This window comes from Aeromonas sp. s8 (assembly GCF_040907785.1).
In the GTDB taxonomy this organism is placed as follows: domain Bacteria; phylum Pseudomonadota; class Gammaproteobacteria; order Enterobacterales; family Aeromonadaceae; genus Aeromonas; species Aeromonas veronii.
This window is the reverse complement of sequence record NZ_JBFOCL010000020.1, coordinates 12,235-29,028: the sequence shown is the minus strand read 5'-3', so window position 1 is coordinate 29,028 and position 16,794 is coordinate 12,235. Positions and strand designations below refer to the sequence as shown.

12 protein-coding genes are annotated in these 16,794 nt (G+C 59.6%); 4 read left to right on the top strand and 8 right to left on the bottom strand.

The genetic code is table 11. The features are described from left to right. Positions 1-36: 36 nt before the first annotated feature. The 3 genes from lolE to AB5Y86_RS07450 form a co-directional block, all read right to left on the bottom strand. Positions 37-1,278, bottom strand: a complete 1,242-nt coding sequence (lolE, locus tag AB5Y86_RS07460; RefSeq protein ID WP_335813024.1) for a lipoprotein-releasing ABC transporter permease subunit LolE — start codon at positions 1,276-1,278, stop codon at positions 37-39. Beyond that, positions 1,278-1,976: a lipoprotein-releasing ABC transporter ATP-binding protein LolD gene (lolD, locus tag AB5Y86_RS07455; protein ID WP_005336988.1), complete on the bottom strand. Its 699-nt coding sequence runs from the start codon at positions 1,974-1,976 to the stop codon at positions 1,278-1,280. Before lolD ends, lolE begins: the two co-directional genes overlap by 1 nt. A gap of 88 nt (positions 1,977-2,064) precedes the next feature. Continuing rightward, a complete protein-coding gene (locus AB5Y86_RS07450) occupies positions 2,065-3,300 on the bottom strand; it encodes a lipoprotein-releasing ABC transporter permease subunit (RefSeq protein ID WP_040068101.1) in 1,236 nt (411 codons plus the stop codon). Between the two features lie 76 nt (positions 3,301-3,376). On the opposite strand from AB5Y86_RS07450, the gene AB5Y86_RS07445 reads away from it, so the two are divergent. Both AB5Y86_RS07445 and mfd read left to right on the top strand, forming a co-directional pair. Further along, entirely contained in the window at positions 3,377-3,952 is a 576-nt protein-coding gene (locus AB5Y86_RS07445; protein WP_005351323.1) for a hypothetical protein, read from the top strand. Between the two features lie 55 nt (positions 3,953-4,007). After that, positions 4,008-7,475, top strand: coding sequence for a transcription-repair coupling factor (gene mfd, locus AB5Y86_RS07440; RefSeq protein WP_368192509.1), 3,468 nt, complete (start codon positions 4,008-4,010; stop codon positions 7,473-7,475). A 100-nt stretch (positions 7,476-7,575) separates the two neighbouring features. Here the strand turns inward: mfd and fbp are convergent, their stop codons facing one another. After that, positions 7,576-8,610 (bottom strand): class 1 fructose-bisphosphatase, encoded by a 1,035-nt coding sequence (fbp, locus tag AB5Y86_RS07435; protein ID WP_040068095.1) that lies wholly within the window; start codon positions 8,608-8,610, stop codon positions 7,576-7,578. Between the two features lie 381 nt (positions 8,611-8,991). Between fbp and AB5Y86_RS07430 the strand changes: the two genes are divergently transcribed. After that, the gene (locus AB5Y86_RS07430) at positions 8,992-10,608 is read left to right on the top strand and encodes a peptide ABC transporter substrate-binding protein (RefSeq protein ID WP_236352864.1); all 1,617 of its coding nucleotides are present in this window, start codon (positions 8,992-8,994) and stop codon (positions 10,606-10,608) included. Positions 10,609-10,711: 103 nt separating this feature from the next. On the opposite strand, the gene AB5Y86_RS07425 is transcribed toward AB5Y86_RS07430, so the two are convergent. The 3 genes from AB5Y86_RS07425 to sixA form a co-directional block, all read right to left on the bottom strand. Next, entirely contained in the window at positions 10,712-11,629 is a 918-nt protein-coding gene (locus tag AB5Y86_RS07425) for a DMT family transporter (protein ID WP_368192503.1), read from the bottom strand. Between the two features lie 164 nt (positions 11,630-11,793). Further along, positions 11,794-12,000, bottom strand: a complete 207-nt coding sequence (locus AB5Y86_RS07420) for a DUF1107 domain-containing protein (RefSeq protein WP_005336998.1) — start codon at positions 11,998-12,000, stop codon at positions 11,794-11,796. A gap of 133 nt (positions 12,001-12,133) precedes the next feature. After that, positions 12,134-12,601: a phosphohistidine phosphatase SixA gene (gene sixA, locus AB5Y86_RS07415; RefSeq protein ID WP_040099633.1), complete on the bottom strand. Its 468-nt coding sequence runs from the start codon at positions 12,599-12,601 to the stop codon at positions 12,134-12,136. Positions 12,602-12,763: 162 nt separating this feature from the next. Between sixA and AB5Y86_RS07410 the strand changes: the two genes are divergently transcribed. After that, complete coding sequence (locus tag AB5Y86_RS07410; RefSeq protein ID WP_368192502.1) at positions 12,764-15,550, top strand: insulinase family protein; 2,787 nt, start codon at positions 12,764-12,766, stop codon at positions 15,548-15,550. A 331-nt stretch (positions 15,551-15,881) separates the two neighbouring features. Here the strand turns inward: AB5Y86_RS07410 and AB5Y86_RS07405 are convergent, their stop codons facing one another. Further along, positions 15,882-16,529: a thiopurine S-methyltransferase gene (locus AB5Y86_RS07405; RefSeq protein WP_368192501.1), complete on the bottom strand. Its 648-nt coding sequence runs from the start codon at positions 16,527-16,529 to the stop codon at positions 15,882-15,884. Positions 16,530-16,794 lie beyond the last annotated feature (265 nt).

Genomic DNA, 16,794 nt, shown 5'->3' with positions numbered 1-16,794 from the left:
GCCCTTCGTTCTTTATTGCGCATTAGATGCAACGCATCAGTGACCCAGCTCGCGGGAGGGTACCAGACCGCTCGCCCGCCAGGCGGGATAGAGGGTAGCCACCAGGCTCATCAGGATGGCGGCGCCCGTCACGATGAGCAGGTCCTGCATATGCAACTCGGTCGGCAAGAAGTCGATAAAGTAGATATCCGGATTGAGGAAGCGATGGCCGATGAGCTTTTCGACAACGCTCAGGATCTGGGTCAGCTTGCTCGAAAGCAGCCCGCCCAGCAGGGCGCCAAGCAGCGCACCGGCTACACCGTTGACCATCCCCTGAATGACGAAGGTGAGCCGGATCTGGCCGGGGCTCGCCCCCATGGTTTTCAGGATGGCGATCTCGCTGCGCTTCTCGTTCACCGCCATCACCAGAGTGGAGACGATGTTGAAACAGGCGACGGCCACCACCATCAGCATCACCACATACATGACGGTACGCACCATCTGGATGTCCTGATAGAGGTAGCCCTGGCTGTTCATCCAGCTGCGGATATAGACGTGATGAGGGAACTGCTGCGCGGCGGCTACGGTGATGGATTGCGCCTTGAGCACATCGCTCACCCGCAAGCTGAAGCCCTCCACATCGCTGCCCATGCCGGTGATCCCTTGCGCATCGGCCAGATGCATAAAGCCGAGCAGGCCGTCGAGCTGACCGCCTATCTCCAGCAGGCCCACCACAGTCAGGGCTTCGCGGCGAGGATTCTTGATCCCGGCCTGATCGCCCCCTTGCGGCAGTAGCAGGGCGACCGAATCCCCCACCTTGACCCCCAGCTTGTCGGCGATGGTCTTGCCCAAGATCACCCCACGTTCACCCGGTTGCAGCTCACGCAGACCGCGGCCCGTCATGTATTTGCCGGCATCCGACAGATTGGCTTCCAGATCGGGCAGCACGGCGCGCAGTTGCGCCCCCTTGAGGGCAGAGCCATGCTCCAGCAGGCCATTGAGGCGAATGACCGGGGCTGCCGCCTCAACGCCCGGCTGGGCCAGCAGGTAGTCGCGCAGACGGGGCCAATCTGGCAGCGGCCGCTCGACGGCGTCCAGCTCACCTTGCGGCACGACCGAGAGCACCCGATCTTTAAGCTCCCGCTCGAAACCGTTCATGGCGGAGAGGCCCAGGATCAGCGCCATCACCCCGAGGGCAATACCGATCAAGGAAGAGGCAGAGATAAAGGCGATAAACCCGTTGCGACGGCGGGAGCGGCTGTAACGCAGGCCCAGAAAGAGGGGCAGCGGTTTGAACATCAGGCAACCTCCGCCATCACGCCGCTCACCAAGGTCACCCGGCGATGGAGCTTGGCCGCCAGGCTCAAATCGTGGGTCACCACCACAAACGCAGTGCCCAGTTCACGGTTCAGTTCACACAGCAGTTCGTACACCGCGGTGGCACTGGCGTGATCCAGATTGCCGGTAGGTTCATCCGCCAGCACCAGACTCGGTTCGTTGACCAGCGCCCGGGCGATCGCCACCCGCTGACGTTCGCCACCGGAGAGCTCGGAGGGACGGTGATTCAAGCGATGGGAGAGCCCTACCCGCCCCAGCATCTTGGTTGCCTTTTCGGTGGCAACCGCCACCGACTCACCGGCGATCAGCAGCGGCATGGCCGCATTTTCCAGCGCACTGAACTCGGAGAGCAGGTGGTGGAACTGGTAGACAAAGCCCAGCTCGCGGTTGCGAAAGCGAGCCTGGGTACGGCTGTCCCAATGGTGGATATCCTCACCCTTGAACAGCACGGCGCCGCTGGAGGGGTTGTCCAGCGCCCCCATCAGGTGCAGCAGAGTGGTCTTGCCGGAGCCGGAGCTTCCCACCACCGCCAGCATTTCACCGGGCGCGACGCAGAGATCAATCCCCTTGAGCACCTGAGTCTCCAGCTCCCCCTCTTTATAGACATGGTTGAGCGCCTGGCAGCGCAGCAGAGGTTCACGGGATACGGCTTCATTCATAACAGGGGCTCCACTTGCCTCGGTAACAACGCTGGCACCCGCAACTACGGGGGCACCAGTCACAACAGAAGATGCATTATTCACGGCATTACTCATAACGCAGCGCCTCGGCCGGTTTCACCCGCGCAGCGCGGGCCGCCGGATAGAGGGTGGCACTGAAGCTCAGCAGCACGGCGCCCAGCAAGATGGTGATGACCTGAGCCGGCTCGACAATCACCGGCAGGCCACTGCCGCCCGCCGCCATATAGAGGTTGAGCCCCACCGCATTGAGCAGAGGGTTGAGACCCAGGGAGAGCGCAAGGCCTGCCAGTCCGCCAAACAGGGCGCCAATCACCCCGCTGGAGGCGCCAAGCACCATGAAGATTTTAACGATCCCTGATTCACTCATGCCCATGGTGCGCAGGATGGCCACTTCGCCCTCTTTGTCCGTCACCACCATCACCAGCGCGGAGAGGATGTTGAAGGTAGCGACGGCGATGATCAGCACCAGCATCAGCCCCATCATCCGTTTTTCCATGGCGACCGCCTGGAACAGCTCGCCCCGCTCGCGGCGCCAATCCTGCCACAGCAGCCCATCCGGCAACGGTGTCTTGATCACCTCGTCGGCGGCAAAGGGATCATCGAGCCAGAGGCGAATGCCACCGACGGTTTCTGTCGGCAAGCGCAGCAGCCGCTGGGCATCCCCCAGCGCGATCAGCGCAATCTGGTTATCCACATCAGCGCCGACCCCGAAGATGCCGGAGACGGTAAAGAGGCGCTGGGCCGGTACCCGGCCAAACGGGGTGAAGCGGGTCCCTTCGGTCAGGATCAGCCGAACCTGATCGCCAATGGAAACATTGAGGCGACGAGCCACCCCCTGCCCCAGCACGATGCGATAGTGGCCGGCCTGTAGGGTATCGAGGCGCCCCCCCAGCATCTGGCTGTGGAGGATGTCATCCTTGGGCCACTTTGCAGGGTCGATCCCCTGCACACTCACCCCGGTCAGCTGGCCGGGGCTTTGCAGCATCCCTTCGCTGTCGAGCATGGGGGCCGAGGCGACCACATGGGGTAATTTGGCCAGATCCGGCAAGCCTTGCGGGTCTGCATCAATACGGCCAGCCTGATTGGTCACCACCACATGGGGGATCACCCCGAGGATGCGCCCTTTGAGCTGCCCTTCGAAACCGTTCATCACCGAAATGACCACCATCAGGGCGGCGACCCCGATGGCGATGCCAAAGGTAGAGAACAGGGAGATAAATGAGACGAAGCGATTGCTGCGCTTCGAGCCTGCATAACGCAGGCCGATGGCCAGCGAAAGGGGCTGAAAAAGTCCGGTCTTCAAGGATATGTACGTTGCCAACAAAATAAGATACCGGATAATAAAGGGAAACCGTCCATGACAACAAGGGATAGCCTCCATGCAGGAACAGTTCTTCAGCGTCACTCATGCCACGCCGGTCAATGTGATCCCCATGCCGGCCGACTTCCACCTCCCCTCGCTGGAGGAGCTTGACGCTGAGCTGCCGGAGCCCTTTCGGATCTCTTCGGCCATTACCTCCATCGATCTGGTGACCACCCGCCTGCTGCGCAACCAGAACGAGTCGATGCACGATCTGATCGAGATCGTCAATCAGCAGTCCCGCAAGATCGACATGATCATGGGCTATGTGCTCTCCCTGCAGGACCATCCGGAGCAGCGCTTTCACACCCTGCGCTTCGGGGCTGGCCAGCTCACCTACCTGCACCCCTATCATGATCACGGGGATGCGCCACACCTGCACCAGATCGTGCGTCTCAAGATCTTCCTGCGGGAAGAGGCGGCCGCCATCTACTGCTATGGCCAGGTCAAACAGCTCGACGGCGGTGAACATGGCACCCATGTGCAGCTCGACTATGTGCGGATCCGCGAAGATGACCGTGAACTGCTGGTTCGTGCCAGCCTCCACGTGCAATCGAAGCAGCTCAAGCTGCGCGCCCAAGAACGTCAGCGCTAACCAGAGCGAACGTCGCGATAGATAACGTCAACGTTAAAAGAATCGAACCATGCCAATGACACTCCCCGCCTTGCCCGCCAAAGCGGGCCAAAAGATCACGCTCGGCCAGCTGGTCGGCAGCAGCCTCTCGCTGATTGCAGCCCGTCTCACCAGTGAAGCCAAGGGGCCGGTACTGCTTATCACCGCCGATACCCCGAGCGCCCTGCGCCTGGAGCAGGAGCTTCAGTATTTGCTGGCAGACAAGCAGCTAGCCGATCAGTCCGCCCCCGTATTGCTGTTCCCCGATTGGGAGACCCTGCCCTACGACACCTTTTCCCCCCATCAGGACATCATCTCCCAGCGGCTCGAGACTCTCTACAAGCTGCCGCAGATGAGCAAGGGGGTACTCATTGTCCCCATCTCCACCCTGATGTTGCGCTGCGCCCCCCGGGTCTATCTCGACAAATACAGCCTGATGGTGAAGGCCGGTCAGCGCCTCAACCTGCAACAGCTGCGCGGCCGCTTGGCCGAGGCGGGTTACGTAGCGGTGGATCAGGTGCTTGAGCATGGCGAGTTTGCCGCTCGCGGCTCCCTGCTCGATCTCTTCCCCATGGGCAGTAGCAGCCCCTATCGCATCGACTTCTTCGACGATGAAGTGGACTCCATCCGCCCATTCGATCCCGAAACCCAGCGCTCCAGCGAACCAGTCAAGACGGTCAGCCTGCTGCCCGCCCGGGAATACCCTACCGACGAGGCGGCCATCGAACTGTTTCGCGGCCAGTTCCGCGAGCAGTTCGAGCTGTCGCGGGCCGAGGGTTCCGTCTATCAGGAGGTGAGCAAGGGACGCTGGCCCGCCGGCATCGAGTATTATCTGCCGCTCTTCTTCAACCAGACCGCCAGCCTGTTTGACTACCTGCCGGAAGAGACCCTGCTGCTCACCGTGGGGGATATCTACCCCGCCGCCCAGCGTTTCTGGAACGATATCGGCCAGCGCTATGAAGACAGACGCTGGGACAACACTCGCCCCCTGCTACCCCCGGCCCAGCTCTATCTGCCGGTGGAGCAGCTCTTTGCCTCTCTGGGCCAATATGGCGCGGTGCGGCTGCAAGAGGCCGCTACCGCCGGTGATGCTGGTCAGCACGATCTGCCCATCTCGGCGCTGCCGGATCTGCAACTCGATCACAGCAAGGAGCAACCCCTGCTGGCGCTCAACCAGTTCCTGCAAGGTTTTGCCGGGCGCACCCTGTTTGCGGTGGAGTCCGAAGGACGGCGGGAGGTGCTCGGCGATCTGCTGGCGCGTATCTCGCTGCAACCCAAAGAGTTCCCCTCCCTCGACGCCTTTATGGCGAGCCCGGATCGACACGGCCTGCTGGTTGCACCGCTTGAACGTGGCTTCCTGTGGCAGGAGGCAGGTCAGGATCCACTGGCGCTGATTACCGAGACCGAACTGCTGGGCGGCAAGGTACGCAGCAAGCGGGCGCGAGAGAAGAGCAAAAACTTAAGCTCCGATGCGGTGATCAGAAACCTGGGCGAGCTGACCCAGGGTCAGCCGGTGGTCCATCTGGATCACGGGGTCGGCCGCTATCTGGGACTGGAGACCATCGATGCCGGTGGCCTGCCCACCGAGTTTTTGACCCTCGAATATGCCGGCGGCGACAAGCTGTTCGTGCCGGTCACCAGTTTGCACCTTATCAGCCGCTATACAGGCTCTGATAACCCGCCCAGCCACAAGCTCGGCGGTGAAGCTTGGAGCAAGGCGCGGCGCAAGGCGGCGGAGAAGGTGCGCGACGTGGCAGCCGAATTGCTGGATGTCTACGCTCATCGCGCCGCTCGCGCCGGTTTTGCCTTCAAGCACGATAAAGAGGCCTATCGTCAGTTTGCCGCCAGCTTCCCGTTCGAGGAGACCGACGATCAGCTCAACGCCATCAATGCGGTGCTGGGGGACATGTGTCAGGCCAAGAGCATGGACCGACTGGTGTGCGGCGATGTGGGTTTCGGCAAGACCGAAGTGGCGATGCGGGCGGCATTTGTGGCGGTGCACGGCGGCAAGCAGGTTGCCGTGCTGGTGCCCACCACCCTGCTGGCGCAACAGCACTACGACAACTTCCGCGACCGCTTCGCCAACTGGCCGGTGCGGGTCGAGGTACTGAGCCGCTTCCGTTCCGCCAAGGAGCAGAGCGCTGTGATGAAAGAATTGGCCGAAGGCAAGGTGGACATCATCATCGGCACCCACAAGCTGCTCGGCGCCGAACTCACCTTCAAGGATCTGGGACTGCTCATCGTCGATGAGGAGCACAGATTCGGGGTGCGCCAGAAGGAGAAGATCAAGGCGCTGCGGGCCGATGTGGATATCCTCACTCTCACCGCCACCCCTATTCCGCGCACCCTCAACATGGCGATGTCCGGTATGCGGGATCTCTCCATCATCGCCACCCCGCCCGCCAAACGACTCGCCATCAAGACCTTCGTGCGCCAGCACGAACCGGCGGTGGTGCGCGAGGCGGTGCTGCGGGAATTGAAGCGCGGCGGTCAGGTCTACTACCTGCACAACGACGTGGAGAGCATCGAGAAGTGCGCCGCCGACCTGGCGGAGCTGGTACCCGAGGCCCGCATTGGCATCGCCCACGGCCAGATGCGCGAGCGCGACCTTGAGCGGATCATGTCCGACTTCTACCATCAGCGCTTCAACCTGCTGGTTTGTACCACCATCATCGAGACCGGTATCGACGTGCCGAGCGCCAACACCATCATCATGGATCGGGCGGATCATCTCGGTCTGGCCCAACTGCACCAGCTGCGGGGCCGGGTTGGCCGCTCCCATCATCAGGCCTATGCCTACCTGCTCACCCCCCACCCCAAGCTGATGACCAAGGATGCGGCCAAGCGGCTGGAGGCGATCGCCTCGCTCGAAGATCTCGGCGCCGGTTTTGCGCTGGCGACCCACGATCTGGAGATCCGTGGCGCAGGCGAACTGCTCGGCGACGATCAGAGCGGCCAGATTGAATCAGTCGGCTTCACCCTCTATATGGAGATGCTGGAGCAGGCGGTCGAGGCGCTGAAAAATGGCAAGGAGCCGTCGCTGGAGCAGCTGATGAGCCAGCACACCGAGGTGGAACTGCGCCTGCCTGCACTGCTGCCGGATCACTATATTCCGGACGTCAATATGCGCCTCTCCATGTACAAGCGGATCGCCAGTGCGGCGGACGAGCAGGAGCTGCGCGAGCTGAAAGTGGAGCTGATCGACCGCTTCGGCCTCTTGCCGGAGGCAACCAAAACCCTGCTGGAGCTGGCCGCTTTCCGCCAGCGCGCCACCGCCCTTGGCATTCGCCGGGTGGAGATGAGCGAGCGTGGCGGCTATCTCGACTTCACCCAGGAGACCAAGGTCAATCCGGCCTATCTGGTCAAACTGCTCTCCAGCCAGCCACGGGTCTACAAGATGGACGGGCCGACCCGGCTGCGCTTCCAGGTGCCGACCCAGGATCGCGCCATGCGCCTGAAACTGGTGGATGGTTTGCTGGCTGATCTGGCCAACAACAGCCTGTGAATATCTGCAACGCTGGCGGCGAGCCAGAGAGATAATGCCAACTAAAACGGGAGCCATATCGGCTCCCGTTTTTTATTTGCTATCTGACTACTGCGTACGTTCAGCCCTGGTTGGCTGGATCCTCATGGCCGGAGAACTCGCGCATAAAGGCCTCGGCGCGCTCCACCATCTTGGTCGAACCAACAAAGTAAGGGGTACGCTGGTGCAGCGCGGTGGGCTGGATATCCATGATGCGGCCAAAACCGTCAGAGGCCTTGCCACCAGCCTGCTCCACCAGAAACGCCATCGGGTTGCACTCATAGAGCAGGCGCAGCTTGCCGTTCGGCGAGTTGGTGCCGGACGGATAGATGTAGATGCCGCCCTTGAGCAGGTTGCGATGGAAATCGGAAACCAGGGAGCCGATATAGCGGGAGGTGTAGGGTCTGTGGGTCGCCTCATCGCGCTCCTGACAATACTTCAGGTACTTCTTCACCCCGTCCGGGAACTTGATGTAGTTGCCCTCGTTGATGGAGTAGATCTTGCCCTCTTCCGGAATGCGGATGTTCTCGTGGGAGAGGCAGAAGCAGCCGATGGAGGGGTCGTAGGTAAAGCCGTTGACGCCAAACCCAGTGGTGTAGACCAGCATGGTGGAGGAGCCGTAGACCACATAACCGGCGGCGACCTGACGGTTGCCCGGTTGCAGGAAGTCCTCCAGGGTCACCGGCGAACCCTGCGGGCTCAAACGGCGGTAGATGGAGAAAATGGTTCCGACCGAGACGTTGACGTCGATATTGGAAGAGCCATCGAGCGGGTCGATCAGCACCACATACTTGGAGTTTTTGGAGAGTGGCGAGTCAAAGGCCACGAAGTCCTCTTCCTCTTCCGAGGCCATGCCGCACACCTCGCCGCGCGCTTCGAGCGCCGCCTTGAAGCGTTCGTTGGCGTAGACATCCAGCTTCTGCTGCACCTCGCCTTGTACGTTTTCAGCGCCCATGGAACCGATGATATCCGCCAGTCCCGCCTTGTTGATCTCCCGATTCACCACCTTGGCAGCAAGGCGGATCGAGCTGAGCAACGAAGTCAGCTCGCCGGTCGCGGTAGGATAATCCGCCTGCTTTTTGACGATGAACTCACCCATGGTGATCATGTTTCGCATTTTTGTTCCTTTAGATCGCATCCGTTGGCATTGAAAACGTTTGCAGGCATCAGCAAAAAAAATGCCGATCACCGGCGGCCTTGATTTGTAACCTAATGTAACGTCTGTTTTTTGTTTTTGCAGCGAATTAAGCGGCCTATTAAATAAGCTATTTCGCCTCACGTTATGGTAAAAGACACTTTTTATTCGGTTTCAATCGATAACTTTCGGACCCTTAATTCGTGGCAATAACCTGCTGCAAGCCATGAGTTGACTGGCCTTGAGCCATTAAAAATGGAGTCTGATGGCCTGCCGTTCCCTCAGCCATTGCCTCTTGAGATCCGATCGCCAATCCAGCACACTGATTTCGCTTTGGAAGCAAATAAAACTCAAGGATTATCAATGAACAAGACTCTCATTGCCGGCATGGTAGCCGGACTGTTTGCCCTTCCCGCCTGGGCTGCCCAGGTGCCTGCCGGTACCAAGCTGCTGCCGGATGCCCAACAAATCTACGTGACCAATATCGGCACCGAACCCACCACCATCGACCCCCAGCTGGTAGAAGAGACCGCCGGTAGTGCCATCGTCAACGATCTGTTTGAAGGGCTCTATGAGCTGGATAATACCGGCAAGATCAAACCAGCAGGCGCCGTCAGCTACGAGGTCGACAAGACAGGTACCATCTACACCTTCAAACTGAGGCCCGAGGCCAAGTGGTCAAACGGTGAACCGGTCACCGCCGCCGATTATGTCTACGGCTGGCAACGGGCGGCCGATCCCAAGACCGCCTCCAACTACGCCTGGTTTATCGAGTTGACCGGAGTGGTCAATGCAAGCGAGGTGACACAGGGCAAGAAGAGCCCGTCAGAGCTCGGGATCAAGGCGCTCGATGACCACACCCTGCAGGTCACCCTGAAAAATCCGGTCCCCTTCTTCCTGAAGACGCTGGCCCACTACACCACGTTCCCGGCCCCCAAGGCCACCATTGAAAAATTCGGTAAGGATTGGGTCAAACCGGGCAATATCGTCTCCAACGGTGCCTTTGTACTCAAGGAGTGGACTCCCAACGAGCGGCTGAGTGCCGAGCGCAATACCCACTACTGGAACAACCAGCACACCGTCCTGAACAAGGTGATCTATCTGGAGATCGTCTCGGAAACCGCCGCCTACAACCGCTATCGCACCGGTGAACTGCACTACACCACTTATCCGCTGGAGCAGTACAAACAGCTCAAGAGCAAGAGTCCGGAAGAACTGGTCAGCGTCCCCACGCTGGCCAGCTATTACTATGTCTTCAATACCCAGCGCAAACCGTTCGATGACCCGAAAGTACGCAAGGCGCTCTCGCTCGCCATCGACCGGGAGACCATCACCGACAAGATCCTGGGACAGGGACAAATTGCCGCATATAGCTTCACGCCCCCCATTGTGGACGGTTTTGAATTGAAAAAACCGGCCAGCCAGCTGCAGAGCAAAGAGGAGCGGATCAAGCAAGCCAAAGCCCTGTTGGCCGAAGCGGGGTATGGCCCGGACAAGCCACTCACAGTGGACATTCTCTACAACACCAACGAGAGCCACAAAAAGATTGCGCTGGCCGTCTCCTCCATGTGGAAACACAACCTGGGGGTCACTGCCACCCTCAACAACATGGAGTGGAAGACCATGGTCTCGGCACTCAACGAGGGGGATTTCGGGGTTAGCCGCTATGGCTGGAACGGGGATTATAACGATGCCTCCACCTTCCTCGATATCATGACCTCCAGCAGCAGTGCCAACAGCGGCAAGTGGTTCAACAAGGAGTATGACGCCCTGCTGGCCAAGGCCCACGACTCGCTGGATCCCGCTGAACGCAATGCCCTGTATCAACAGGCAGAGGCACTCATTGATGCGGATGCCCCCATCGCCCCCATCTATTTCTCGGTCAAATCAAGGTTGCTCAAGCCTTTCGTGAAAGGCTATCCCCACCTTAACCCGCAGGATGTGGTCTACAGCAAGGAGCTCTATCTGGTTGCCCAGTAACCGGCTTGGAAGATGTAACCATAAAAAAGCGCCTGCATTGCTGCAGGCGCTTTTCATTGGTGGCCAAGCGGGCCATTGGGCCCACTTACGCTTTCACGCAAGATTACTCTTCGGGACAGGGTGCCAACACCACCCGGCGGCGACCCATCACCACCGGACGCGCCAGTAGCTGTGCCAGCAAGACACCCAGCAGGGTCAGCCCACCCCCGATCAGGTGATAGCTGGTTAACCGCTCACCCAGCAGGGTGATGGCAAGGCCAGCCGTCATCACCGGCAGCAGGTTCATAAAGATGGCGGTACGGTTGGCACCGAGCAGGGCGATACCCTGCATCCAGAGCCAGGGCGAGAGCGCCGAAGTGGGGATACCGGCATAGAGGATCAGCCACAGGGCCCGACCATCCGGCCACTGGCCATCCACCAGCAAAAAGAAGGGGGTCAGGATCACCACACTGCAGATCACCTGACCGTAGAGCAACGACCAGTTGTCCAGCCCCAGATCCCACTTCTTGAGCAGCACGCTGTAAAGGGCATAAGTACCGGCCGAGATCAGCATATAGACAGAGCCGATATGAATGCCTTGGGTAAACAGCCGGGTCGGATCCCCCTGCCCCAGCAAGATAGACAAGCCAAGGATGGAAAGCAGCGCCCCCAGCACGGCGCCCCAGGTGGGCCGCTCGCGCAGCAGCCAGATGCTGAACAACACGGTCAGCAGCGGCGTCAGTCCCATCATCAGTCCCATCTCGGTCGCCCCTAGCGTTTGCGCCGCGTAGTACCCAAAAGTCTGGTTGAGCACCATGCCCAGCGAAGCCAGCATGGCGATCTGCCAAAGGCCAGCGCGCAGACGGGCACGCGCACGCCATACCCGACGGGCCAGAAACGGACTTAATACCAGCGCAGCCACCACCCAGCGCGACCAGGCCAAGGCTGCGGGAGACAAAACACCAACCGCCAGTTTACTGACGATGCCATTGCCAGCCCAGATGGCAATGCAGGAGAAGGGAAACAGAAAGGCAAGGGGCATGAGAGGATCCAGACCGAAGAGACAACAGCGGGCCAGTATAGGGGGCGATGGGAGATAAACAAAGGTGTGGGCCTGAACAGCCACGCGGTAAACGCCAGTCGCCAGAAACAAATATGCCCGCAAAAGTGCGGGCATATCAGTGCAGAAACAGGTTCAGAAGCGCATCACGCGGCATCCATGTGCAGTCTGGAGATCAGCTCGTTGACCTCGGTGACTGTCTGGCGGTGGGGAATATCCGCCGGATTCGGCATCAGCAACAAACCGGATTGGAAATCAAACCGCCCCCGACCATGGATGTAAATCCGACCTTTAAAGAAGGTTTTGACATGCTTTGCCACCATCAGTGGCAGGTACTTCTTGAACACTCTCATCGTTTGCAACCTCTTGCAGTTGTATCCGTATGACAGCAGCTTCTGCGAATTAATTCCGTAAAGTATTTATAAAAATCCGGAAAACTCGCCCATCTCTTCCCAAAAAATTCAATCTATAACTTTTTATTAACTTTTAGCCTATTGTATGCGGCCCTTCGAGCCAGAGCAAGGCTCCTTTGCCATCAAGCCACTCGATACAGGCGATCCCCGAGGTGGCAAACATGGGTGCTCCTGCGGCCGGGCAGAGGCTTTGCACCAGATAACCCACCAGCGGCAGATGGCTGACCATCAGGATCTGGTCATGTTGCTGCGCCAGGGTGGTGAGGTAGCTGGCCACGAAAGCGGGATCACCGTACGGGGTAATGTCGCCACTCTCTTCAACGGCTGCTGCGTCAGGTAATTCACTGCATATGGCTTGCCAGGTCTGGCGTGCCCGCAGATAGTTGCTGTGGATCACCCGATCCAGCGGGCCAATCAGCTGAGGCGCCAGCCAGCGGGCCATCTGGATAGACTCTTCAATACCCTGCTCGGTCAATGGACGCTGTTCATCTGTTTTCGCATTCATGCCAGCCTGGCCATGACGCATGATATAGATCTTCATTACAACCTCGCCCAACGGGCCTGTTTTGATAGCCGGGGGATCTTACCCCGCCACGGGTGTGGAAACAATTGCGCTACCTCTCAGAAAAGGGTTTGCCTGACGGGATAGCGGGGTCGATAATCATGTTTAAATTCAAATAAATCCAACGTGAGTCACACGCCAATGAGCCCATATGCCAGTCCCAATGACCATCGGCAATACCATTTTCTGGAGCTGGCCAACCGGCTCAGGGTCTTGTTGATTTGTGATCCCGACACCGACAAATCCGCCGCCTCGCTGGCGGTCAATACCGGCCATTTTGACGATCCCGCCGACCGGCAGGGAATGGCCCATTTTCTGGAGCACATGCTGTTTCTCGGCACCTGCACCTACCCCAAGCCTGGTGAGTACCAGCAATTTATGAGCCGTCATGGCGGCAGCAACAACGCCTGGACCGGCACCGAATTCACCAACTTTTTCTTCGAGATCGACAACGGCTTCTTCGAAGCAGGGCTGGATCGCTTCTCCCAGTTCTTTATCTGCCCCACGTTTGATCCGGAGTGGGTGGACAAGGAGCGCAACGCGGTCGACTCCGAGTATCGCCTCAAGCTGCAGGATGATATGCGCCGCAGCTATCAGGTGCATAAAGAGACGGTCAACCCGGCGCACCCCTTCTCCAAGTTCTCGGTGGGCAACCTCGATACCCTGGCCGATCTGCCGGGACGGGATCTGCGCTCCGACCTTATCCGTTTTTACGAAAGCCACTACAGTGCGGATCGCATGGCGTTGGTGATGATCTCGCCGGAATCCATCGATACCCAGTTGCAGTGGTGCTGTCGCTACTTTGCTCCCATTTTGAATCGCAATTTGGGAACCCCGACCCTCACCATGCCGCTCTATCGGCTCGATGATCTCGGCGTGCGCATCCACATCAACCCGGTCAAGGAGACCCGCAAGCTGTCGCTGAGCTTCCCCTTACCCAATGTGGACGAGTTTTACGACAAAAAGCCCCTCACCTTCCTGAGCCATCTGATTGGTTATGAGGGGGATGGCAGCCTGCTCTCCCTGCTTAAAGCGAAAGGCTGGGTCAACCAGCTCTCGGCGGGCGGTGGCATTAGCGGCGCCAACTTCAAGGATTTTGGCGTCAACTTCGGCCTCACCCCTCTGGGCCTTGAACATGTGGACGATATCCTCGCCGCCCTGTTTGGCTATCTGAAACTGATTGGCCGCGAAGGGCTGCAGAGCTGGCGCTATGACGAAAAACGGACCGTGCTCGAATCGGCATTCCGTTTTCAGGAGCGCGGCCGCCCCCTCGATACGGTGTCGGGGTTGGTGCTCAACCTCTTTAGCTACAAACCTGAGGATCTGCTCTACGGCGACTACATGATGCGCGAATATGACGAGGGGCTGATCCGCCGCTTCCTCGCCAAGCTCACCCCGCACAATTTGCGTATCACCATCACTGCGCCGGAAGTGGCGACCGATCGGCTGGCCCGTTGGTATCAAACCCCCTACAGCGTGACGACCATTACCGAGGCCGAGAAAATTCGCTGGCAGCAAAGCGAGCCGGACTCGGCGCTGGCGCTACCCAAGCCCAACCCCTTTATCAGCAGTAGGCTCGATCCGCGTACGCCCGAGCTTGCCGCCGACATGCCCGCCTGTCTTATCGATCGCCCCGGTTTTCGCCTCTGGCACCTCCATGAGCACCTGTTCAGCGTGCCCAAGGGCAATCTCTATATCTCCATCGACAGCGAACATGCGGTCAAAAATCCGCGCAATATCGCCATGGCGCGCCTCGCCGTGGAGCTGTTGGCCGACCACCTCAACGCCCTCACCTATCCGGCGGAGCTGGCGGGGCTGGGCTATCAGATCTATGCCCATCAGGGGGGCTTTACCATCAACCTGAGCGGTTTTGCCGACAAGCAGCCGCTGTTGCTCGACATGATCCTCGGCAACCGCACCCTGGGGTATCCGGATCCGGGTCGCTTCGCCGAAATCAAGGAGCAGCTCATTCGCAACTGGGACAACCAGTCCAAGGCGCGCCCCATCTCCCAGCTCTTTAACCAGCTCACCAGTTTGCTGCAACCCAACAACCCGCCGTTCGAGCAGTTGCTGCGCCACCTGCGCACGGTAGAGCTGGAGGAGATGCCCGGCTTCGTGGCGAGCCTCTTTGGCGAGGTGCATGTCGAGGCGCTGGTACACGGCGACTGGACTGCTGCCGAAGCACTGGAGCTGGCCGCCCTGATGGAGCGCCACCTGAGCGACATCAATGGCACCAGCAGCAAACCGAGCGGCGAGACCCGCCGCCCGCTCATCTCCATTCAGGACAGGGGCACCCTTATTCGCGAGCAGGGTTGCGATCACGAAGACTCGGCACTGCTGGTCTACTACCAGTCCCGCACCACCCGGGCGCGGGATCTCGCCTGCTTCACCCTGGCAAACCACATCATGTCCTCCACCTTCTTCCACGAGCTGCGTACCCGTCAGCAACTGGGGTATGTGGTGGGCGCCGGCAACCTGCCCCTCAATCGCCACCCGGGGCTGATCTTCTATATCCAGTCGCCGGTGGCGGGGCCGCAGATCCTGCTCGATGCGGTGGAGGAGTTTATCGACCTCTTCCCGCTCGCCATGCTCGAATTTACCGAGCAGCAGTGGCAGGAGAGCAAGGCGGGGCTGCAAGCCCAGCTGAGCGAGCGGGATGCCAACCTGCGCAGTCGCGGCCAGCGGCTGTGGGTCAGCATCGGCAACAAGGATCTGGGGTTTGATCAGCGCGAAAGAGTCTGCGACGAGGTGGGCAAGTTGAGCCGCGCCGATCTGGTGCGCTTTATCACCCAACTGCGTTCGCGCACCTCCGATCGGCTGCTCCTCTGCAGCTATGGTCAGGGGCACGAACATGACGAGCGGATCACCGGCCAGTTTATCGACGATCCACGGGCATTTCGGCTCAATGCCGCCACCTTCGAGGCCTGATCAGGCCTCGACATCCCCCGTTTTTCCTTCCCACCGCAAATCACAGACAATAAAAAGCCGACCCATCAGGGTCGGCTGGAAAAACCATAACAATTGCGACCAAAGCCGCCAAAAGTGAACATGAGCGTGAAAATCAGACACTGAGTTGCTGATCAGCAAGCGGGAAAGACCCGATACTCGCTTTGCAATGCCAACAGTGATTGAGAAACAGCCTCATATTAGGCACTCCCCCCACCAGTCACGTTGATCTACGTCAAAGGAGGTAGCGAAGAGCGCACAGCCCGATGATTTGTCGGCGTAGATCACCCTTTGGCCGCCCGTTAGCTGCCCGTTAGCCACGGCGAACCAGCCGGTAGGCCACCTCATCGAAGTAGGAGAGCTGACCCGACAGCACCCGCGGGTGATCCACCTCGGCGGCGCGCCCCAACACCTCGATACTAAAGTCCCGTTCAAACAGCGCCCGCACCTCCATCTCTCCCACCGAGAAGGGGGGCTGACTCTGCTGCTCAGGCTGATATTCGAGGGTCACCAGCAGGATCTGGCCACCGGTCTCGACCAGCGAACGGATCAGGGCCGCATACTGGCGGCGCATCGCGGTCGGCAGGGCGATCAGCGCCGCGCGGTCATAGACCAGCCGGTAACGGCGACCCAGACTCGGGGCTGCGAAAAAATCCCCCTGAAAAATGCGCAGGCTGTCCACCTGATGGCACTGATAAGGGCCCACCTCGCACACGGTCGCGGCGAGCTGGTTTTCACTGAAGAACTGGCTGATGGCAAGGCTCGATAGCTCGAAACCGTCGACCGGATGGCCCTGAGCGCTCAGCCAGAGCATGTCGCGGGACTTGCCACACAGGGGAACCAGCACCGGCTCGTCCGCTTGCTGGGCTGACCACCAGGATTGCAGCCAGTGGTTGAAGTCCGCCTGATGAAAGCCAATCCGGTTCTCTTCCCAACGCTGATGCCAAAACGCAGCTTCCATCGTTATTACCCTTCTGTACTAAAGATGCCTCAATATCACAACTTAACCGGCACCGCGCAACCCTCTGCCCTCCCCTTTTTGCCGCGCAGTCTCTGCGTGTTATTGGGCGAATGGCGGGACGTCCCCTTGCCCTGTACCTCGCTGTCGCAATCGGCGCTATTGGCTGCGTTTATGACGGACAAGGCATAGCACCCCATGCAAAAACGTCATGGGTGTATGGCGATGAAGGAATAAAAGGAGTGGCGTTGGCAGGCCAAACCGTGCC